Source organism: Geobacillus sp. CAMR5420, assembly GCF_000691465.1.
GTDB classification, from domain to species: domain Bacteria; phylum Bacillota; class Bacilli; order Bacillales; family Anoxybacillaceae; genus Geobacillus; species Geobacillus thermoleovorans.
Map to the genome: position 1 here is coordinate 93,909 of NZ_JHUS01000064.1, position 19,652 is coordinate 113,560.

The following is a 19,652-nucleotide window of genomic DNA, read 5'->3' on the forward strand; positions in this document are numbered from 1 at the left end:
TCATTTATTATAACCGATTTCTTCTGTTTTACGTACGTTGAAATCCTTCGCCGAGCACCTCAGCGGCGTTCGCAACGATGACAAACGCTGTCGGATCAATGGTTCGGACCAATTGTTTCAATTTTGTGAACTCCGATTGCGCGACGACGCACATCAACACAGGCCGCTCATGTTCCGTGTAACCGCCATACGCGGGCAAGCGCGTCACTCCGCGGTCGATTTCGTGCAAAATGGCGCGGCGCACTTTTTCTTCTTCATTCGTAATAATAAGAGCGATTTTCGAATACCCAAGACCGACTTGGACGAGGTCGATCGTTTTGCTCGTCACATACAACGCGATCAACGCATAGAGCGCCCGTTCAATATCAAACACAAACGCCGCGGTCAACACGATCAAGCCATCGATGAAAATCACGCACATCCCAAGCGACAGCCCGGTATATTTATGGATGATTTGCGCCGCCAAATCAGTGCCGCCGGTCGACGCCCGGCCGCGAAACACCATGCCAAGGCCGAGCCCAACGCCGATGCCGCCAAAAATCGCGCCAAGAAGCGGATTTGTCGTCGCCGGCTCCATCTCTTTCGTCAAATAGACAACAAGCGGCAAAAACACCGTCCCCACGAACGTTTTCACGCCAAACTGCCGGCCCAAAAGCACAACGCCAGCGATAAAGAGCGGAATGTTGAGCGCCCATTGAACATAGGCAGGCTCAATGCCAAACAACGCGTGCATAATCGTGCTGATGCCGCTCACTCCGCCTGAAGCGATCCGGTTTGGCAGCAAAAACACGTTAAACGCCACAGCGACGATCGCCGCGCCGATCAGAACATACGCATACTCCAAAGCCGCCTCCACCGCCGGAGGCATGGTCTTCTCTCTTCGCTTCCGCATGCTTCCCCACCTTCCTCTGTGAGTATAGCATGCCCGTTTTGGCAAGTAAATGACAGCCGATTAACGCGATAATGGTCTGCTATGCTAAAGGAAAAAAGGACGATCCGATGATCGCCCTAGCCAAAAAATACAAGCCTCAATACACATCCCCGCGGTTGCCGATCGCCTCAATATAGATGATTCGTTCTTCATGATCGATGCGAAACAACACACGATATGTTCCGATTCGCAGCCGATATAATCCATCCTGCCCCTTCAACTTTTTAATATCCCCCTGCGGTGGGATCGCAAGCAGACCTTGCAGCCCGAAAGCTAATCGTTCTTGAACATCTTTGTCTTGACGAGCGATGAATTTGACTGCAGCCTTACGGTAAATCAACTTGTAGCCCGAATTCACGCTTGGCTTCTCCCCCGGTGATATATCCTTCATCGCTTTGCAGCTGCTGGCGCTCTTCTTCCGTCAACGCTTCTTCTTCATCTGTTTCGTCAATCCGCTCCCATACCATTCGTTCCTTTCTGGACCGATCAAGCAAGTACATCAAAAAATCGTACGCTGTTTGATGATCCGTTTCATCCAACCGGTCAATCAGTTCGTAAAGCAATTGTTTGCGCACAGCCAAAGCCATCGCCCTCCTTTTTCCTTATCATTACCTTCAGCGTATCACGAAAGCATAGATGCGTCAAAAGGCCAAAACACGATTTTGAAGCGAAAAAAAGGACGATCCGATGATCGCCCTTTACTTCAACTTCGCACGCAAATACGCGTCAATAAACACATCAATTTCCCCATCCATCACCGCTTGCACATTGCCGACCTCGACGTTCGTCCGATGGTCTTTGACAAGCGAATACGGATGGAAGACGTACGAACGAATTTGGTTGCCCCAGCCGATTTCTTTTTGCTCGCCGCGCAGCTCAGCGAGTTCGGCTTGCTGCTCCTCGAGTTTCTTTTGGTACAATTTCGCCTTCAACATATTCATCGCTTTTTCGCGGTTTTTGATTTGCGACCGCTCCGATTGGCACGTGACGACAATCCCGGTCGGCAAGTGGGTGATGCGCACGGCCGAGTCGGTCGTGTTGACGTGCTGCCCGCCCGCGCCGCTTGAGCGGTACGTGTCGATTTTCAGCTCTTCCGGCCGGATCTCAATTTCAATGTTATCATCCAATTCCGGCACAACCTCGCACGACACGAACGACGTATGGCGGCGGCCTGAGGCGTCAAACGGCGAGATGCGGACAAGCCGGTGCACCCCTTTTTCCGCTTTTAAATAGCCGTAGGCATTTCGGCCTTTAATGAGCAGCGTGACGCTCTTGATCCCGGCTTCCTCGCCCGGCAGGTAGTCGAGCGTTTCCACTTTAAACCCTTTTTTCTCCGCCCAGCGCGTATACATGCGCAACAGCATCGACGCCCAGTCTTGCGACTCGGTGCCGCCTGCGCCGGGATGGAGTTCCAAAATCGCATTGTTTTGGTCGTACGGTTCGTTGAGCAGCAGCTGCAGCTCGAACTCGCTGAAGTCTTTCATCAGCTTTTTCGCTTCCTCCACAAGCTCGGCTTGCAGCTCGTCATCCGGCTCTTCCTTAAGCAGTTCGTACGTCACTTCCAAGTTGTCAAACCGTTCTTCAAGCGAGGAAAATTCCTCGACGAGGTCTTTGAGCGCATTCGCTTCGGAAATGACTGCCTGCGCCGCCTTCTGGTCATCCCAAAAGTTGGGCGCCGCCATCTGTTCTTCTAATTCACGAATACGCGCCTGCTTCGTGTCGAGGTCAAAGAGACCCCCTGATTTCCGCTAATCGCTTAGCCATTTTCTCGAGCTCTTGCTTAATTTCCACCAAATCGATCATGTTGTCCTCACCTCATCATGAATATAGTATGCCAATGATTCATATCTGCCATTCAAAAGGGAGGCGGAGCCTCCCTTTATTATTTATAAACGGTTATACCACTCTTCCGCAACAATGTTTATATTTTTTCCCGCTGCCGCACGGGCACGGGTCGTTGCGACCGACGCGCACCGCCCGGCGAACCGGTTTTCGCTTCGGCTCCTCGCCGTCTTCTTTCGGGTGAACCGCTTCGCCTTTGGCCACCTCTTGGCGCTCAAGGTTATGGTGGATTTCCGCCTTCATGATATAGGTGGCGACTTCCTCTTCAATCGCGGCGATCATGTTTTCGAACATCGCGTACCCTTCCATTTGGTATTCGCGCAACGGGTCGACTTGCCCGTAGGCGCGCAAATGGATGCCTTGGCGGAGCTGCTCCATTGCGTCAATATGGTTCATCCATTTCATGTCAACGGCGCGCAAGACGACGACGCGTTCAAACTCGCGCATTTGTTCCGGCGGAATTTGCGCTTCTTTTTCATCATAACGCGCTTTGACTTTCTCCCAAATGAGCTCGATCATCTCTTCGGGCTCTTTGCCGCGCAAGTCGGCTTCCGTCACATCGCCTTCCGGAAGCAGATGGGCGTTGAGATAATCCACGAGCCCTTTTAGGTTCCACTCTTCCGGCAAGTCTTCTTTCGGCGTATGGGCATGGACGACGCGTTCAATGACCGATTGGATCATCTTTTCGATAATGCCGCGCAAGTTGTCGGAATCGAGCACTTCGTAGCGCTGGCGGTAAATGATTTCCCGCTGTTCGCGCAGGACATCGTCATATTGAAGCAGCTGTTTGCGGGCGTCGAAGTTGTTGCCTTCCACCCGTTTTTGCGCCGACTCGACCGCTTTCGTCACCATTTTGCTTTGAATCGGCTGCGAGTCGTCCATTCCAAGGCGGTCCATCATCGCCATTAAGCTTTCCGAGCCGAAACGGCGCATCAATTCGTCTTCAAGCGACAAGTAAAACTGCGACACCCCAGGATCGCCTTGACGCCCGGAACGGCCGCGCAGCTGGTTGTCGATCCGCCGGCTTTCGTGACGCTCCGTGCCGATGACCGCAAGCCCGCCAAGCTCCTTTACCCCTTCGCCAAGCTTAATGTCCGTCCCGCGCCCGGCCATGTTCGTCGCAATCGTCACCGCACCTTTTTGCCCGGCTTGGGCGATGATTTCCGCCTCTTTCGCATGGTTTTTCGCGTTTAAGACGTTGTGCGGGATGCCGCGTTTTTTCAGCATCTCCGACAACATCTCGGACGTTTCGATCGCCACCGTGCCGACAAGCACGGGCTGCCCTTTCGCATGGCGGGCGGCGATGTCCTCAACCACGGCGCGGAACTTCCCTTCCATCGTCCGATAAATCAAATCCGGACGGTCTTCGCGGATGACCGGGCGGTTCGTCGGAATGACGACGACGCGCATGTTGTAAATGTTGCGGAACTCTTCCTCTTCCGTCTTCGCCGTCCCCGTCATCCCCGCCAATTTTTCGTACATGCGGAAATAGTTTTGGAACGTGATCGTGGCTAAGGTCATCGACTCGTTTTGAATCTCGAGCCCCTCTTTCGCCTCAATGGCTTGATGAAGCCCATCGCTGTAGCGGCGGCCGTGCATCAAGCGCCCGGTGAACGGGTCGACGATGATCACTTTTCCGTCTTGCACGACATAGTCGACATCGCGCTGCATCGTCACGTGCGCCCTTAGCGCCAGCTGAATATGGTGGTTGAGCGTGACGTGTTTCAAATCGAACAAGTTGTCGATGCCAAACGCGCGCTCCGCTTTGTTGATTCCTTCTTCCGTCAGCTGGACGCTTTTCGTTTTTTCATCGTATGTGTAATCGACATCTTTGCGCAACGTGCGGACAAACGCATTCGCCTGCACATACAGCTTAGTCGACTTCTGCGCCGTGCCGGAAATGATGAGCGGCGTCCGCGCTTCATCGATCAAAATCGAGTCGACCTCGTCGATGATCGCATAATAGAGCGGCCGCTGCACAATGTGCTCTTTATAGAGCACCATGTTGTCGCGCAAATAGTCAAAGCCAAACTCGTTGTTCGTCCCGTACGTAATGTCGGCGTTGTACGCCGCCTGCTTCTCCTCGCGCGACATGCCGCTTAAGTTCAAGCCGACGGTCATGCCTAAAAACTCATACAGTTTGCCCATTTCCGTCGCATCGCGCGTCGCCAAGTATTCGTTGACCGTCACGACATGCACGCCGCGCCCCGTCAAGGCGTTCAAATAGACGGGCATCGTCGCCGTCAACGTTTTCCCTTCCCCGGTTTTCATCTCGGCGATGTCGCCCTCATGCAAGACGACGCCGCCCATAATTTGCACTTTATATGGGTACAAGCCAAGGACGCGCTTCGCCCCTTCGCGCACAACGGCAAACGCCTCAACAAGCAAATCATCGAGCGATTCGCCTTGTTGGTAGCGGGCTTTGAATTCCTCGGTTTTTTGCCGCAGCTGTTCATCGGACAGTCGGGCCATCTCCGGACCGAGCGCATCCACTTGATCCGCAATTTTCTCGAGCCTTGCCAACTGACGCTTGTTCGGGTCAAATACTTTTTTTAAGACTCCAAGCATAGGAAACGCTCCTTATTTTTCATGGACTCACTTCTTCATCATATCATTATACAGGGATCAGTGACAACTGTTGCACAGGCTTAGAGGGCTGGTGAAAAATGACCAATTTCGCCGAAATCGTTGCGTTCGCCTGAAACAGAAGCGGTCATTTTACAGAACTTCTCAATTTGAGAAAGAATCTGTTTTCCGCGACTTTCCACTAAATCAACAGCCATTTCGAGAGGGGCATGTCCAAGAGAGGGGATCACAACTTGGACTGAAGCTGCTCAATCGCCGCTTCCGCATGGTGAAGGCGCCGATTCAGCGCATAAATTTCAAAACTTTTCTCCTCCACTTTTTCGTGAATTTTGCGAAGCAAGATTTGCACATCATCCACAAGCTGCGTTTCGACCCGATGTAGCGTCTCCTTCACTTCCTCCAATTCTGTTTCCACACCATTCAACCGTGTTTCCACGCCGTCCAACCGGGTCTCTACACCATTCAACCGCGTTTCCACACGGTCTAACCGCTCTTTCACCGCGCCCATTTCCTGTTCGAGGCCGACGAGGCGTCCATTCATCTCCGTCAAACGGCCATCCATCTGCTCAAACCGTTGGCGAGTTTCTTCTTGGAACACCAAAAATCCTTTTTCCATGTTGTCCAACTTGGACAAGATTTGACGCAACAGTTCCTCCATCGCTCTCCCCCATTTTGATTTTTCTCATGCATATTATAACATCCCCTGCCCAAAAAAGCAGGGGATGCGCATAGGGAGGCTGTTCAATTTGCCTCGATCAATCCGTATTTTCCGTCTTTGCGGCGGTAGACGATGTTCGTCCGGTTTGTTTCCGCGTTGGTGAAAATGAAGAAGTTGTGCCCCAACAAATTCATTTGCAAAATCGCTTCTTCGCTGTCCATCGGCTTCAAGCTGAAATGTTTCGTTCGCACGATTTCAAACTCCTCTTCATTCTCCGCCGCGGAAGCGCCGATCGAGACAGGGGCAGCCAGCTTCGCTTCTTTCTCGCGGTCGCGCAGCTTCCGATTGACTTTCGTTTTATGTTTGCGGATTTGCCGCTCCAGTTTATCCGTCACTAAATCGATCGCCGCATACATATCTTCATGGCGCTCTTCAGCGCGCAGCAACAAATGCGGCATCGGAATGGTCACTTCGATTTTCCCTTGTCCATCGTTGTATACTTTTAAATTGACGTGCACATGCACGTCTTCGGTGCCATCAAAGTAGCGTTCCAGTTTCCCGATTTTTTTCTCCACGTACTCGCGCAACGCTGGAGTTACTTCGAGGTTTTCCCCGCGAACGTTATACATCATCGCTGACCACTCCTTATCTTATAAAACTGTAAATCCCTACACTTTTTATTACCCATCCAATCCATGTTTCAATCAAAAATATTTTTGAAGATTTTGTGAAAAACATAGGAAAATATGGTAAGATAGGCATAGGTGTTTTTTCTTATGATGTGGAAGGTACGGAGTGTGTGAACGATGCGAAAGGTCCATATTTCCCATGCGAAAAGCGGTGACGTGCTCGCTGTCGACTTGTTTGCCGCCAACGGCAGCGTCCTTTTGTCGCGCGGTGTGCGGCTGACAAGCGGCTACATCCGTTCTTTAGCACAAAAAGGGGTTCAATACATTTATATTGACGACAAACAAACATATGACATCCGCCCGCGCCCGCTCATCAGCCCGACCGTGCGCCAGCAGGCAGTGAAAAAAGTGTACGAGACGATGACGGCCTTGATTGAGCAAAAAAAACTGCTCAGCCGTGTGTCCTCCCTCGATTTAGGAAAAGAGTACGAAAAAGTGTTCAAAGACATTTTGGATTATTTGCTAAAACAAGAAGATTTGCTCATCAACTTGTCGGATTTGGTCATTTCCAATGGATACTTTTTCCACCATTCAGTCAACGTCGCCACCATTGCGGGTGTCATCGGCATCGCCAAAGGCTACCGCCCCGAGCAACTGCTCGACCTTGGCGTCGGGGCGCTGTTGTTTGACATCGGCATGACGCAGCTTCCTGATGGGCTCTGGCGGAAAAAAGGCGAACTGACCAAAGAAGAAACGGAAATCATCCGTCGCCATACGTATCTCGGCTTTGAACTGTTGCGGCGCCAGCGCAACATTTCGCTCTTTTCCGCCCACTGCGCCTTGCAGCACCATGAGCGGTGCGACGGCAACGGCTACCCGCGCGCCTTATCGGGCAAGGAAATTCACGAATACGCCCGCATCGTCGCCATCGCCGACGTCTTTGACGCCTTGACGTCAGCGCGCTACCACCGGAAGCAATACTCGCCGCATGAAGCGGCCGAGTACTTATCCGCCGCCGGCGGCATCTTGGACTACGAACTCATTAAGCTCTTTCTTTCCTACATTGCCGTCTACCCGGTTGCCACGACCGTCAAGCTCAACACCGGGGAAGTGGGCGTCGTCTCGCAAGTGTTTCCAGGCTTCCCGCTCCGCCCCGTCGTCCGCGTCATCAAAAATCCAGCGGGCGAAGAGCTGAAAAGCCCGTATGAGATTGACTTGCGGAAAGAGATGAACATCACCATTGTCAAGGCCGTTTGACTCTTTTGCCGCTCACGGCAAAAACAGGCGAACGAATGCCGGTTTCATTCGCCCTGCCGCACAAAAGCGGGTGCCCTCGATTCCAGCAAGAGGACACCCGCTTTCGCTTGCACGGCTGGCAAAGCACCGCCGTTCGTTCTTCACTGCACAACATACCGCCGCAGACCGCTCTCCATCGCACTCTTCCACGCCTGAAACGCCGGTGACAACCGTCCGCAAACAACCCGCTCCTCTTTGCCGCTGCATCAGAAAACTGCCCGTCAAGTGCCGCGGCCGCGTCGAGCACATCGACAAACCGTTCAAGATGACGGACGAAATCGTTCTCCTCAGCGAACAGCTGCTCTAGATACACGTTCGTCTCGCCAATTTTCCCAAGCGCCAGCAACACATCCGAAAGCAGCACGTCCGCATGCATCCGCCGCGGGTCAGAAAAGCTCGCCGCCACATAGTCGAGCCCTTCTTCGACTGTCTCGAGCAACGCTGCGTATTGGCGGATGATGTCCAGCGCGTCACTCGTCAATTTTGCCATATCCATTCCACCTATCGCCGTTTATCGTAAAACATTCCATCGAACGAAAGCGGCTGCTCGTACGGGTGAACATAGCGGGCGTTCGCCTGCCGCTTCGCCTCGGTGATCCGCAAATCACTGCCAATCTCATCGCGCACTTGACGAAGCCGCGCTTCAATCTCTCGATTCCAAGCAACGATCTCGCGGCCAAGCCGCTGCTCTTCCTCGCTGTATGGCGGCCGCAGCTTCCGAAGCAGCTCCTCACGCTCCCGAAGCAGCCGATCGACCGCCGCAAGCCGCTCTTCGCGCTCCTCGGACGGCCACGGCAGCGCCGTCGCCTCAAGCAACTCCTTCGTCACCAACCAAACATCGTGCACAACGCCCATTACGCCTGCCCGCCTTCCGCGTATTGGCGCTGCCGGTTCAGCTGAATCACTTGCTTCCACGTATCGCGAAACTCGATGACATACCCTTCCACCTCGTCCAAAATCGCCGCATCGTTTTTCACATTCGCCTCGACTAGGCGGCGGTAGATGTAGTCATACATGGTCATCATCGATTTCGCGACGTCATATTCCATTTTCAGCGTCGCCATCAATTCCAAAATGATCTTTTGCGCCTTCAACAAGTTTTCATTACGCGCCGCGATATCGCCCGTCTCCATCGCCTGGCGCGCGAGCTTGATAAACTTCAAGCAGCCGTTATACAGCATCAATGTCAACTCCCCAGGCGACGCCGTCTGCACAGCGTTCGCTTGGTAGTGTTGATACGGATTGTTCGTTGCCATCCCGATCACTCCTCTTCCACGTCAAGTGCTGCACACGTTTCAAGACTGAAGCAAGAACGTTTTTTTCAGCCAAACCGCCCCTTTCAAGAGGCGTCGCGCCTTTTCAGTTGTCTCAGCCTAAAACCTCCATCATCAGGAAGCGGATCGCTTTCCGATGATGGCCAAGCGCCAACGGACGCCTGCATGCCACAGCCGCTGATCGTTATCTTTGCATGCCGCCAAAGGCATTCATCAAATACATGCTTTGTTGGTTGGCGCGCTGAATCGCCTCTTCCATCGCTGTGAATTGGCGGTAGTAGCGGTCTTCAATCTGTTTCAGCCGATCTTGAAACCGGTCAATTTGGTCATTGATCTGGATTAAATCGCGCCCGATCGCAAACTGTTGGTTTGTCCAAACGGTTTTCCCCGCCTTTTGCTCGATTTTCCCGATCGTTTCCTTGATCGTATCGCGCAGGCGGCGGGCGATGCCTTTCTCCGCATCGGTCGCACCGTCTTGGTTAAACAACTGATAGACGGCATCCGGATTTTCCTTGATTTTCTCCCGCAGCTTCGTTTCGTCAATGATCAACTTCCCGCCGTCTAGATAATTCGACGACGTCGTAATCCCGATTTGCGCGAGCTGCGAGAACCCGCTTGGGATGTTCGCCCCTTCCACTTTCGTGTACACATTCATCCGCATTTTGCTGAGGGCGCTGGACAAAATCGAATCACCGCGAAGCATCCCGCTCCGCGCCTTTTCTTCCCACAGCTCAATTTGCTTTTCCGTCATCGCTTCCTTTTGCTCGTCGGTAAGCGGCGGATAGTCGCGGTAGCGCTCTTCTTTCAACTCGGCGTTGATTTTGGCGATTGTGTCGTTGTATTTGTCAACAAACCCTTTAATGGCGTTAAACATCGCGTCCGCATCCGTCGCCACCGACACTGTCGCCGTGCCCGTCCCTTTCACCGTATACGTCACACCGTTGATCGTAAATGTATTCGACGAGCGGGTCGTTCGCAAGCCGTTGATGGTGATGTCGGCGTCTTTCCCTGCCGTTTTCCCCGTGAGCTCTTGCCCCGCTACGGTATTCGTAAACCCAAGCTTTTGCGCAAAAAAGTCAGCCGTCGCCTGATCGGCGAGCACCAGACTCGCTTGCGCTCCCGTGTCTTTTTTCATGATCGAAACCCGCCTAGTTTGCTCGTCGTAAAACGCGCTGACGCCAAGGTCTAGGTTGCTGTTGAGTTGGGCGATCAATCCGTCTAACGTCGTTCCTTGTTTCACCATGATCGACGCCTGCTTCGTCGTCCCATCCCCGTTTGTCACGTTGATCGTCAGCGTCACATCAGCGGCAACGGAAAAACTCGCCTTGTCCACTCTCACGGCGGCATCCGACAGCCAGACGGCCGATGTGGCCACTTGGTTTACTTGCATCGTCGTCGCCACGTTCGCCGCACTCGATCCCGCCGTCGCTGTGACGACCGATTCGTTCGAACTCGAGACAGTTTTTTTGAGCATGCTGCTTTGGAGCGTGATGTTGCTGAACAAATAGTCGTCAAGCCCCTGAAGCAACGTGTTCATCGCTCGGTAATCATCACGCTGCCACTCGAGCAGCTGCTTTTTCTGCTTCAATTTATCAAGCGGCATCCGCTCCGCTTTCATCAAATCGCTCACGATTTTGTCAATGTCCATCCCGCTCGCGAGGCCGCTGATGCGCAACGTATTCGCCATTTCGACTCACCACCGTTAAATTTTTTTATCCACCAAAAGCCCGACAAACTCCATCATCGCCGCGTACATATCCAACAGCTTTTTCGGCGGAATTTCGCGAATAACCTCATCCGTTCGCTCATCGATAATTTGCACGTAATACTCCTGTAGCTCGTCATGCAGCTCAAACTTTAACGACGTATGGCTTGGCTGAAGGAATTCGTTTAAGCCTTTCACTACTTCTTCTAGTTTTTCTTTTGGAATGTTTTGCACTGTTGTTTCCAAATTGTTCGTATGATGTTGCTGATGGGGTTCGATCATGCTGCTGGCTTTTTCATTGCGAACACTTTCATACAAATAAGAAAGTGAATGAGAAGAAACGCGCTCTACCGTCATTACGTTCGCTCCTTTGCATGAACACTATCTATGTTTTATATCGGATGGAGATGGGGAGTTGTGAAGGGGAAGAGAAAAATAAAAGCAATCCATATAAAAATCAGGGGATTATGATAATTTCATTTTAACAATAGGATGTCAAAAGGTTTAGAATGCAGTTTTGTAGGGAAAATCAAAAAACGAAAAACTCTTAAAAATTAAGGTTTACACTGATAATAAAAGCCTCACTCCTGAATGAGTAAGGCTTAATCCACAAAGCATTTTTTATTAATTAAGCATCCCTATTCCCTTCAAATGTTGCCAAGCTTTTGTAATATGCTTTTCTTTAAATATCTTCCGCTTTCGTTCGTTCCAGTTGTGAATCTCTCCAATAATGGAATGAACATCGTCTTTTATATCCGGATTTTCTTTCACCACCCAATGTACAGTGGAAAGCAATTCCATCCCATATGGAGTTTCAAACCCTTGAATGACATTCCGCACTTTTTCTAAATGTTCATCAGCTTCGGAATCACCCTGCAAATACTGTTCAGCTTCTTGTACCGCATTCGGTAGCAAATAAATTTCCGCATCCCGATTGCGGTCTCCAAAACCTCGAATAAAATGACCGTCCAAACGCAGTAACACATGATTTAAGTTGTCCGCATACGGACCGTATTTCCCTTTCTCAAACCGCAATCTCATCGGCTCGCCGACAACCTGAAGAAAATAAGCCAACTTCTGAACTTCCAGCAATGACAACTTATACCCCGGAATGGAATAATCATTCATTAACATTAGCAATAACGCTCGAGATCTTGTCATCTTTGGAGGTTTTGTACGTATTTTGATTTGATCAGGGTTAGGGCTCCCTGCAGGCTCATACAAATGCACTTCCACCTCTTTTAAATGCTCAAAAGCCGCTTCAATTTTAGGACGTACTTCATCCCATCTAAGCCCGCCATTTCCACAGCCAAGCGGCGGAAGCGCAATCGATTTTATATTAAGCTCCTTAACCACCTTTATCAAATCCGCCAACCCTAGTTCAATATCTTCCATCCGGGATTTATTTTTCCAATGGCGTTTTGTAGGAAAATTAATAATATATTTTGGGTTCAATAACGATTTAGTGGAAACGACATGCATTTTGCCTGGCTGCACTTCCTTGCGACGGCAAGCCTTTTCATACTCCGAAAACATTTCTGGATAAGCTTGCTTAAATTGCAGTGCAATTCCTTTCCCCATCACTCCGACACAATTGACCGTGTTCACCAAAGCTTCTGCTTCATCTTCTAAGAGGTTGCCTTGTTTTAGGATGATCATTGCATCACCTCCTTCAGTAGTACCAATGCGGCCGGACAGCTATCGGTTTATGGCAATGACATTGGTACATAATCTCTTCAACTTTTTGCTTCATTTTATCATTTTTAACCCCAATGCCTGAAATCATATCAATAGGAACAAATTGATACACTAAAAACTCCGCTTGCCTTCTTCTTTCCCGATCGGGGTCCTCTTCCGTTTCAAACCAAAATTGAGAGTGCATAACGTTCCAGTCGATTTTGTCCAAATCCTTTAAATTATTATAAAAATCAGTAAATTTCATAATGGCATGCCCATCCGTAAACACATAACCTAATCCTCTATGATGGATCACATCTGTCCTAGACACGAGATAAATAATCTCATCTTGTCCTTTTGTGTACCCGTCTACACGTCCTTTGTTAATAGCATATAACATCGGTGACCTAGGTGCAAAGTAAAAAGGAACATAATCATGTAAAGTGCCATAAGGAGGAAGCGGAACTGATATGATTGATCTCCTAGCTTGTATACGTGTATGCGCAATATTGACATACGATACACTTTTCACCTTCGCCACGTTATTTGCCACTAATCCACCGTGACAAAGGATCGATGGAAGGTTGCTATAGTGGGTGATATGGTAGAGCCATTTTTTATAAATCATCACGTCAAACACCCTACTGTTTAGTTTTATATGTGGAAATAAAATATTTCATAAATGTAAATGATCGATGGCGTGCATTGCCCGACAGACAAATTATAAAACTAGTAAGCAAAACTGTCTTTATAGGTTTACACTTTTTCTTACAATAAAATACAGTTCATAATTTTAGAAATATTTCATAATCCTCAACCTGAATTACAGCTCCTATTTCTTTTTAGTATACAAAGCCCGATGATGTATAAAAGTTTGTGTAAAGCATTTTGCTAGACCAAAAGAAAAAAGGTAGGGTATTCTCTGATTTAGCCATAACACATTCCAGAGAAAGGAGTACCCTATCTATTCAGAGATCCCCTATCTATCTTACATTACACAAAATTCTTGACGGTACCATCTAATTCGATACCAATTTGTGCGAGTGCATCCGTATCAAAAATGGTCGTAGCACAACCTGTGTCCAACAACACGTCTGTTAAAAGAGCAGTTTTTTCACCACACTTTATTTCGACAGAAACAATAGGTAATCCATTTTCTATTCTTATATTCATACTCTCCCCCGAATCCCTATAAAATATTGTTCTTCTACCTCTATTTGCTCCTTACTTGTGTGAAAAATATATAATTCTTTCTCCGGAAAAGTTTTGTGCTGCTGTTTATAACCATTCCATGCATCAGACACACTATGATACCGATCGATCACTGCCATTTCTTTAATGATGCGTTTGCCATTTTGCGAACAAGCCGAAATGGCCTCCACCAAAACAAATTGATTCGGATATTGCTTACGTAACTCTGACCATTTCATTTGTTTTCCTCCCTTTTTATTATCATTTTATCAATAATCACCTTACACACATATAAAAAATCATAGAAAGCAACAACCTTTAGTTTAAACGATGACAGTTTTAATCCTAAAAGTTTTCCTCCTTCAGTAACAATAAGAACAATGAACATGAAGCTGCACCCCCTTACTAATCAAAAGGGACACAATTCTTTGAAACCCTTTTTCCCGAAAATCATCAGGCATAATCACAATCAACGTATAATCGGCGAGCGAATGGTAAAACTGCATTTTTCGGCCCGCCTTCTCCGCATACCACTTGTAACGAGTCGAACCATATAGTCCGAAATATTCGACAATCCACTTTCTGCCGTTTTGTTCGATCACCCAGTCAGGGATATATACTTCGTCATATTCTTGGTTCACAAAACGACATCCTTCTCTTTCCACTTTCCCATCAACGACCGCGCGAATCAAAAAGTTATGGATTTCTAGTTCTTCTTTTGAATCACACAATTGCCCGTCAATCCCAACTAGCAAATTAAATTCCTCAGGCTGAAATGTATATTCGGGGAATGATTCCATAATCCAACGGTAAAATTTGCTGTCGTAATGACGATCGACCATGCTGATAAACCGTGGGAAATGCTTGCGAAAATACGCCCGGTTTAACCTCGGCAACTCCTCGCGGCCGATCCCCCGCTTGGCACAAAACGTCCGCAGCGCCTGCACCCGGTTTTGCGGCGAATGCCAATGTTGGTTCGGCACACGCTGAAACTCTGTCACATCATACTTCCCCGGAAACACCGCCTCTATAATCTCAATCGGCGAACCGTGATATTCATGCAACAGACCAGTCAGCCCTTCCGCCATCAGCCGCTGTTTCGTCATAAAGCGCGGGACATCCTGCTCGGCTACTCCCTCCCTTTCAATCAAATCAATAATGGCCTGTCTGACATTCTTGATATCTTTCCAATAGCCGTTTGGTTTTGTGTGAAAATCATCGAGTGAAAACTGATCGGGGAAAAGGCATTGTATAAACTCTAGAGGCGAATTGCGGTGATGTTTTAACACTGCGCTAAAACGATGCTTGATGAGCATTTGCTGCGTCACTTTCTTCGGCACGTCTTCGAACTGAATCTTTTCCATACGAAGCATGTCCATAAACTGCTCTTTCAAAAATTCGCGGTTTGTTGCATAACCTTGAGGAATTTTTTTAAAATCCGTTTCTTTAAAACGGCCGGGGTATAGGGCGTTCATAAGGCGAAATGGAGAATAACCGTACCGCTTTAAAGGATTGGAAAACCCCCATTCGACAAGAACATAGCGATTTACTTTTTGAGGGATCTCCTCAATCTTGATTCCCTCTTTCTCTAAATACCACTCTAGGCGTTTACGTATATTCTCCACATTACCCCAATAATCAACCGGAACACGATAGAAGTCGAATTCATTATATTGGTTAGGGTAAACAAACTCAATGAGCCGACGGGGAGATTTAAACCGATTCAAAACTCCCCAAAGTTTTTGTTCTCCAATAATCTTTTTATTTATCTTTGGAATTTGTTCCCTTGATAAACCAAGTTGTACTTCTAACACATAGCGTACCAAGATAATGACATTTTCGTCCTTTTCCCATGTCCCTGCCGGAAGCGCCTTTCTCTTTCCAGCTAGCAATTCTTTGTACACACCTATAATCGGGAATTGCTCCAATTCGTAACAAGGAATTGTCCGATATTCATTTGTATCCGTCACTTGAATCACCCCCTTCGATTATAGCACATATACAAACATACGTTCCATATGCTTTTAAAATTTTTTGTCTTATCATCCTAACAAAAGAAATACCGAGGAAACCAAATGTCCCTCGGTATGTTTTCTCGTATTAACGAAGCAATTGCAATACTCCTTGTGGTTGTTGGTTGGCTTGCCATGCCTCAACGTCTTTCGACCGTTGTGTAGACTATCTCTTCACCCTCAGCTTTACCTGTTAGGGGCTGGGCACTTCGGTTCGGCTATTTCGCCTCCCCTACGGACTTCATCACCATAGCGTTTCGCCTTAGGTGGTATGTCCTAGTCGTTGAACCTTCTCCACCCTTTCGGGACAGGAGCTTGGCTGCTGATTGCCCATTGTTTCATCTTTCCTTTTTTCAAGCCATCACGCCTGCCGTTTCCAGCTACGTTGTGGCAAGGAAAGCTTTAGGGGTTCCCAGCAATTCACCCAGTGATCCTCTTAGCCGTTTCCAGCTAAGACGCCCTTCTAATCAAATTACCGAAGCAGTTGCAACACCGCTTGCGGAATTTGACTAGATTGAGCCAACATTGCTTGTGCTGCTTGAGAAAGGATGTTATTCTTTGTGAACTCCATCATTTCTTTGGCCATCGTGCCACCCTCACTTTCGTGACGGGACCAGACTACATCTTCACCCTCAGCTTTACCTGTTAGGGGCCGGGCGCTTCGGAATGATACAGGACGATGAAGGAATCCTGTTCACCCTACGGACTTCATCACCATAGCGTTTCGCCTTAGGTGGTATGTCCTAGTCGTTGAACCTTCTCCACCCTTTCGGGACAGGAGCTTGGCTGCTGGTTGCCCAATCCTTTGACTTTTCCAGCCATCACGTCTGCCGTTTCCAGCTACGTTGTGGCGTCAAAGGCTCTAAGGGGTTCCCAGCAATTCACCCGGTAATACTCCTAGCCGTTTCCAGCTAGGACGACTGTGCCTGTCGCCATTTAAGCGGCTAAGGCATAATCTACGTCGCGGATGCGGGATTCAGCTGCTGTTAAGTTCTCAGCAGATGTTCCTAAGTTGTTGATGGTATGTTCTAGGCGGTTTTGTAAAGCACCTAGTTTACCACGTTCTTCAGAAACAGATTTAATAGCTTGATCAATTGTAGTGATAGCAACTTGTGCACCGTTTTGAGTTGATACATCGATACCTGCAACTCCTAAAGCTGATGCACGCATATCATTAATAGCTAGCTTAGTTGTTTGATTTTGGTTAGCACCAATTTGAAACTCAATGTCATTTCCACTTACAACAAGGTTAGCAGGACCTGCATCTGTTAAACTTCTATCAACTGTTAAACGGAATCCCCCGATATCTACTTGTCCATTTGTAGATAGCAATCCATTAACAATTGTAGAGACACCGCCTGGATTTGTAATTGTATAATTTGCCTGCATCTCAGTTCTAAATGTAACAGAACCTGGACCATCTCCCGTCTTACTTGTATCTATAAAGAAACGATAAGTATTACCACCAATTGTAAAGACTACCGATTGGTTTGCACTAGCTGTACTCCAGTTTTGACCTGTAATTGTTGCTAAATCTTTACCTGTAGCATCTTTTAGAGTTACAGTTACGTTGTTAGAGTCACCGTCATCCCAAGAAATCGTATATGTTTCGCCTACATTTGCTCCCGTAGAAGTTTCGTCAAACTTCACGTCACCTTGTCCTAAATTGTTGTTAGCACCTGTTTTATTCAAGAAAGCCGCAGAGCCAGCTTTACCAGTTACAGTTAATTGATAAGTACCGTTATCTAAGTTCCCAACAACTTTTGCTCCTTTAATTGCTGTAGCTGCTGAGGCATCTACAGATTTACCTTGACTACCATCTAATAAATTTTTTGTGTTAAATTGAGTAGTATTCCCGATTCTGTCGATTTCGGAAATTAGCTGACTAACTTCTGCCTGAATTGCTTTTCTATCATCATCGGTAGCAGTACCATTTGATGCCTGAACAGCTAATTCTCGCATACGTTGAAGGATTGCATGCGTTTCGTTTAAAGCCCCTTCTGCTGTCTGGATGAGCGAGATTCCGTCCTGCGCATTGCGAGAAGCTTGCTCTAATCCACGAATTTGCCCACGCATTTTTTCAGAAATCGCAAGGCCTGCCGCATCATCGCCAGCGCGGTTAATGCGAAGACCAGAAGATAATTTTTCCATTGATTTGGATGCAGCGTTCGTACCAGCAGTTAATTGACGATACGTGTTCAACGCCGCAATGTTGTGGTTAATTCTCATACTCATTTCCTCCTTGAAAATTTTTTATTCCACGTCCTTGTGGAATGATCGATTCGCGGATAGGAAGAAAGTCGGCCGCCTTTCTTCGCTATGCCGCGTTCACTTTTTATATCGGTTTGTTTTTTAAAAATTTAATAGGTTTGGAGAAAAATTTTTTTAGATTTTGATGTCGAGAAATTGCGAAAATGGCGAAGGCTGCTGAATTTCTTTGATGATGCGCGCTGGGTCGTCTTTATGTTTGTTGATCATTTCGTTTAGAGCTTGTTCGGCAATAGCCTTATTATCTTGCACAATGCGCACGGCGACGCTTTGGACCGGCACTCCGCCGATGCTGACGCTCATGCTTGTTTCCCCCCTTTCCAGTGTTTCAATTGCTCGTTCAACCGCTCGAGTGATGATTTGGAGGCGTGGGAGGCGGCGTTGTTTTCGGCTTGGATGGCGAGGTAAATTTCTTTGCGATGAATTTCAACATGTTTCGGAGCGTTGATGCCAAGCTTCACTTGATCGCCTTGGATAGCGAGGATGGTAATTTCAATGTCATCGCCGATTTGGATCGCTTCTTTGAGTTTGCGCGTTAGTACAAGCATCGTTGCCGCCTCCTTTATTTCGCCACTTTTTCGGGAAAGAGGCGATGTTTCGTTTTATAGTTTGTATTCGTTAAAATCACTTGCTTGCCAAGGCGTTTATGGACGTTAATGACAATCGGCGCCTGCAAGTTGGCAGTCGTATTGTCAAACGGGTCGGCGACGGTGAGGATGACGTACACGGCGACGTCGCGTTCGGTTTCGATCTCAAGCTGTTCAACCGTCGCCTCGTCGAGTTCAAACTCGTACGTCGGAAAGTAGGAAAACGGCTCGATCAACACAAACCCGAGCACGGGCGTCTCGGTTGACTGTAGGATGACAAACGGCGTGTCGGCAAACGGCAAAAGGACGAATCTCTTCTCGTCCGCAAATCCAGGCAGGCCGTGGGGGAAGCGGATGATGTCTTCTCCCTTCACCGCCACGGTTCCGTGGTATTTCGTGTCGATATTCATGAATCGTTCCTCCTGTTTTCTCAAATGACGACGTCAATGTGAAGCGACGGGCGCTGGACGAGGGCGATCTTGACCGTTCCTTGCTGGTAGCGGATGATCGGCGCATGCGCCTTCACATCAATGCGCGGCGCGTGGGTGTTCCAGTCGATCGCCAGCCGTCCTGGTTCATAGTCGACCTTGACGCTAAACGGCGGCGGGACGAGGGCGATGTTGAACTCGAGCGGCGGGTCTTCACTGTTTACAACGGCTTGGTCGGCGAGCGGGTTGCCGCCGTCCTCGATGCGCATCAGTTCATCGCCTTGGACCGCAGCGCGCTCGATGAAATCGAGCACCGCTTGCCGCCCGTCAGCGGCCGCATCCCGAATGAGCCGAAACACGTGCTTGTTGTTGACCGCCGCCCACGCCTCGGTCTGGTCGATCGTCAGGCGGGCGGGAATGGCGGCGATGCGCATGTCAGCGGGCGGTTGCTCGATCGTCATCTCCGCGGGCGGCTGGGTGATGTCAAGCCGCGCCCGTTCGCTTGAGATCGCCAGCTTGGCGTACGTCGCTTCCATTCTAAGCTGCGGAATGCGCATGGCCATCGCTC

General features: G+C 48.8%; 23 protein-coding genes and 1 pseudogene. 1 reads left to right on the forward strand and 23 read right to left on the reverse strand.

Annotation, left to right across the window (positions count from 1 at the left end):
- Nucleotides 1-28 precede the first annotated feature (28 nt).
- The 7 genes from DI44_RS01495 to raiA form a co-directional block, all read right to left on the reverse strand.
- Nucleotides 29-892 carry a YitT family protein gene (locus DI44_RS01495; protein WP_033026255.1) on the reverse strand — a complete coding sequence of 288 codons (864 nt, stop codon included), beginning with the start codon at nucleotides 890-892 and terminating at the stop codon, nucleotides 29-31.
- Between the two features lie 136 nt (nucleotides 893-1,028).
- Entirely contained in the window at nucleotides 1,029-1,289 is a 261-nt protein-coding gene (locus DI44_RS01490; protein ID WP_033026257.1) for a type II toxin-antitoxin system RelE/ParE family toxin, read from the reverse strand.
- Complete coding sequence (locus DI44_RS01485; protein ID WP_011232575.1) at nucleotides 1,258-1,518, reverse strand: hypothetical protein; 261 nt, start codon at nucleotides 1,516-1,518, stop codon at nucleotides 1,258-1,260. The genes DI44_RS01490 and DI44_RS01485 overlap by 32 nt, the downstream gene beginning before the upstream one ends.
- Before the next feature lie 111 nt (nucleotides 1,519-1,629).
- Nucleotides 1,630-2,734, reverse strand: a protein-coding gene (prfB, locus tag DI44_RS01480; RefSeq protein WP_128723164.1) for a peptide chain release factor 2 whose coding sequence is annotated in 2 segments (ribosomal slippage) — nucleotides 1,630-2,658 and nucleotides 2,660-2,734 — 1,104 coding nt in all. Because the reading frame shifts where the segments join, the coding sequence is not laid out codon by codon here.
- Nucleotides 2,735-2,827: 93 nt separating this feature from the next.
- Complete coding sequence (gene secA / locus DI44_RS01475; protein ID WP_033026266.1) at nucleotides 2,828-5,341, reverse strand: preprotein translocase subunit SecA; 2,514 nt, start codon at nucleotides 5,339-5,341, stop codon at nucleotides 2,828-2,830.
- 244 nt (nucleotides 5,342-5,585) lie between these two features.
- Nucleotides 5,586-6,017: a hypothetical protein gene (locus DI44_RS01470; RefSeq protein WP_033026268.1), complete on the reverse strand. Its 432-nt coding sequence runs from the start codon at nucleotides 6,015-6,017 to the stop codon at nucleotides 5,586-5,588.
- 83 nt (nucleotides 6,018-6,100) lie between these two features.
- The gene (gene raiA / locus DI44_RS01465) at nucleotides 6,101-6,649 is read right to left on the reverse strand and encodes a ribosome-associated translation inhibitor RaiA (protein WP_014196756.1); all 549 of its coding nucleotides are present in this window, start codon (nucleotides 6,647-6,649) and stop codon (nucleotides 6,101-6,103) included.
- A 174-nt stretch (nucleotides 6,650-6,823) separates the two neighbouring features.
- Here raiA and DI44_RS01460 point away from each other — a divergent pair, with 174 nt between their 5' ends.
- Entirely contained in the window at nucleotides 6,824-7,903 is a 1,080-nt protein-coding gene (locus DI44_RS01460; protein ID WP_033026270.1) for an HD-GYP domain-containing protein, read from the forward strand.
- Here the strand turns inward: DI44_RS01460 and DI44_RS0117375 are convergent.
- The 16 genes and pseudogenes from DI44_RS0117375 to DI44_RS01390 all read right to left on the reverse strand — a co-directional run bounded on the left by DI44_RS0117375 (nucleotide 7,890) and on the right by DI44_RS01390 (nucleotide 19,641).
- Nucleotides 7,890-8,432, reverse strand: coding sequence for a hypothetical protein (locus tag DI44_RS0117375; protein ID WP_241766399.1), 543 nt, complete (start codon nucleotides 8,430-8,432; stop codon nucleotides 7,890-7,892). The two genes, DI44_RS01460 and DI44_RS0117375, sit on opposite strands and share 14 nt — an antisense overlap.
- Before the next feature lie 11 nt (nucleotides 8,433-8,443).
- Nucleotides 8,444-8,797, reverse strand: coding sequence for a flagellar protein FliT (locus tag DI44_RS01455; protein ID WP_033026272.1), 354 nt, complete (start codon nucleotides 8,795-8,797; stop codon nucleotides 8,444-8,446).
- On the reverse strand, nucleotides 8,797-9,198 hold the full coding sequence (fliS, locus tag DI44_RS01450; protein WP_033026276.1) for a flagellar export chaperone FliS: 402 nt from the start codon (nucleotides 9,196-9,198) through the stop codon (nucleotides 8,797-8,799). The genes DI44_RS01455 and fliS overlap by 1 nt, the downstream gene beginning before the upstream one ends.
- A gap of 202 nt (nucleotides 9,199-9,400) precedes the next feature.
- The gene (locus DI44_RS01445; protein ID WP_023633664.1) at nucleotides 9,401-10,903 is read right to left on the reverse strand and encodes a flagellar hook-associated protein 2; all 1,503 of its coding nucleotides are present in this window, start codon (nucleotides 10,901-10,903) and stop codon (nucleotides 9,401-9,403) included.
- A gap of 15 nt (nucleotides 10,904-10,918) precedes the next feature.
- On the reverse strand, nucleotides 10,919-11,278 hold the full coding sequence (gene flaG / locus DI44_RS01440) for a flagellar protein FlaG (protein ID WP_033026277.1): 360 nt from the start codon (nucleotides 11,276-11,278) through the stop codon (nucleotides 10,919-10,921).
- A gap of 267 nt (nucleotides 11,279-11,545) precedes the next feature.
- Entirely contained in the window at nucleotides 11,546-12,580 is a 1,035-nt protein-coding gene (locus DI44_RS01435) for a macro domain-containing protein (RefSeq protein WP_033026278.1), read from the reverse strand.
- Nucleotides 12,581-12,593: 13 nt separating this feature from the next.
- Nucleotides 12,594-13,226 (reverse strand): DUF4433 domain-containing protein, encoded by a 633-nt coding sequence (locus DI44_RS01430; protein ID WP_033026280.1) that lies wholly within the window; start codon nucleotides 13,224-13,226, stop codon nucleotides 12,594-12,596.
- A 365-nt stretch (nucleotides 13,227-13,591) separates the two neighbouring features.
- Entirely contained in the window at nucleotides 13,592-13,771 is a 180-nt protein-coding gene (locus DI44_RS01425) for a hypothetical protein (RefSeq protein WP_033026282.1), read from the reverse strand.
- Nucleotides 13,768-14,028, reverse strand: coding sequence for a hypothetical protein (locus DI44_RS01420; protein WP_033026284.1), 261 nt, complete (start codon nucleotides 14,026-14,028; stop codon nucleotides 13,768-13,770). The genes DI44_RS01425 and DI44_RS01420 overlap by 4 nt, the downstream gene beginning before the upstream one ends.
- 123 nt (nucleotides 14,029-14,151) lie before the next feature.
- On the reverse strand, nucleotides 14,152-15,759 hold the full coding sequence (locus tag DI44_RS01415) for a hypothetical protein (RefSeq protein ID WP_033026286.1): 1,608 nt from the start codon (nucleotides 15,757-15,759) through the stop codon (nucleotides 14,152-14,154).
- Nucleotides 15,760-16,273: 514 nt separating this feature from the next.
- A pseudogene (locus tag DI44_RS18395) lies at nucleotides 16,274-16,387 on the reverse strand (flagellin); the annotation flags it as partial.
- Between the two features lie 350 nt (nucleotides 16,388-16,737).
- A complete protein-coding gene (locus DI44_RS01410; RefSeq protein ID WP_033026287.1) occupies nucleotides 16,738-18,030 on the reverse strand; it encodes a flagellin in 1,293 nt (430 codons plus the stop codon).
- Nucleotides 18,031-18,186: 156 nt separating this feature from the next.
- Complete coding sequence (locus DI44_RS01405; protein ID WP_033026292.1) at nucleotides 18,187-18,372, reverse strand: hypothetical protein; 186 nt, start codon at nucleotides 18,370-18,372, stop codon at nucleotides 18,187-18,189.
- On the reverse strand, nucleotides 18,369-18,617 hold the full coding sequence (csrA, locus tag DI44_RS01400; protein WP_033026295.1) for a carbon storage regulator CsrA: 249 nt from the start codon (nucleotides 18,615-18,617) through the stop codon (nucleotides 18,369-18,371). Before csrA ends, DI44_RS01405 begins: the two co-directional genes overlap by 4 nt.
- A gap of 14 nt (nucleotides 18,618-18,631) precedes the next feature.
- A complete protein-coding gene (gene fliW, locus DI44_RS01395; RefSeq protein WP_033026301.1) occupies nucleotides 18,632-19,066 on the reverse strand; it encodes a flagellar assembly protein FliW in 435 nt (144 codons plus the stop codon).
- Between the two features lie 20 nt (nucleotides 19,067-19,086).
- Complete coding sequence (locus DI44_RS01390; RefSeq protein WP_033026304.1) at nucleotides 19,087-19,641, reverse strand: DUF6470 family protein; 555 nt, start codon at nucleotides 19,639-19,641, stop codon at nucleotides 19,087-19,089.
- Nucleotides 19,642-19,652 lie beyond the last annotated feature (11 nt).

Excerpts from the sequence above, each read along its gene's own strand:
- DI44_RS01495 (WP_033026255.1), bottom strand. The coding sequence starts at position 892 with ATGCGGAAGCGAAGAGAGAAGACCATGCCTCCGGCGGTGGAGGCGGCT.
- DI44_RS01485 (WP_011232575.1), bottom strand. The coding sequence starts at position 1,518 with ATGGCTTTGGCTGTGCGCAAACAATTGCTTTACGAACTGATTGACCGG.
- secA (WP_033026266.1), bottom strand. The coding sequence starts at position 5,341 with ATGCTTGGAGTCTTAAAAAAAGTATTTGACCCGAACAAGCGTCAGTTG.
- DI44_RS01470 (WP_033026268.1), bottom strand. The coding sequence starts at position 6,017 with ATGGAGGAACTGTTGCGTCAAATCTTGTCCAAGTTGGACAACATGGAA.
- raiA (WP_014196756.1), bottom strand. The coding sequence starts at position 6,649 with ATGATGTATAACGTTCGCGGGGAAAACCTCGAAGTAACTCCAGCGTTG.
- DI44_RS01460 (WP_033026270.1), top strand. The coding sequence starts at position 6,824 with ATGCGAAAGGTCCATATTTCCCATGCGAAAAGCGGTGACGTGCTCGCT.
- DI44_RS0117375 (WP_241766399.1), bottom strand. The coding sequence starts at position 8,432 with ATGGCAAAATTGACGAGTGACGCGCTGGACATCATCCGCCAATACGCA.
- DI44_RS01455 (WP_033026272.1), bottom strand. The coding sequence starts at position 8,797 with ATGGGCGTTGTGCACGATGTTTGGTTGGTGACGAAGGAGTTGCTTGAG.
- fliS (WP_033026276.1), bottom strand. The coding sequence starts at position 9,198 with ATGGCAACGAACAATCCGTATCAACACTACCAAGCGAACGCTGTGCAG.
- DI44_RS01445 (WP_023633664.1), bottom strand. The coding sequence starts at position 10,903 with ATGGCGAATACGTTGCGCATCAGCGGCCTCGCGAGCGGGATGGACATT.
- flaG (WP_033026277.1), bottom strand. The coding sequence starts at position 11,278 with ATGACGGTAGAGCGCGTTTCTTCTCATTCACTTTCTTATTTGTATGAA.
- DI44_RS01435 (WP_033026278.1), bottom strand. The coding sequence starts at position 12,580 with ATGATCATCCTAAAACAAGGCAACCTCTTAGAAGATGAAGCAGAAGCT.
- DI44_RS01430 (WP_033026280.1), bottom strand. The coding sequence starts at position 13,226 with ATGATTTATAAAAAATGGCTCTACCATATCACCCACTATAGCAACCTT.
- DI44_RS01425 (WP_033026282.1), bottom strand. The coding sequence starts at position 13,771 with ATGAATATAAGAATAGAAAATGGATTACCTATTGTTTCTGTCGAAATA.
- DI44_RS01420 (WP_033026284.1), bottom strand. The coding sequence starts at position 14,028 with ATGAAATGGTCAGAGTTACGTAAGCAATATCCGAATCAATTTGTTTTG.
- DI44_RS01410 (WP_033026287.1), bottom strand. The coding sequence starts at position 18,030 with ATGAGAATTAACCACAACATTGCGGCGTTGAACACGTATCGTCAATTA.
- DI44_RS01405 (WP_033026292.1), bottom strand. The coding sequence starts at position 18,372 with ATGAGCGTCAGCATCGGCGGAGTGCCGGTCCAAAGCGTCGCCGTGCGC.
- csrA (WP_033026295.1), bottom strand. The coding sequence starts at position 18,617 with ATGCTTGTACTAACGCGCAAACTCAAAGAAGCGATCCAAATCGGCGAT.
- fliW (WP_033026301.1), bottom strand. The coding sequence starts at position 19,066 with ATGAATATCGACACGAAATACCACGGAACCGTGGCGGTGAAGGGAGAA.
- DI44_RS01390 (WP_033026304.1), bottom strand. The coding sequence starts at position 19,641 with ATGCGCATTCCGCAGCTTAGAATGGAAGCGACGTACGCCAAGCTGGCG.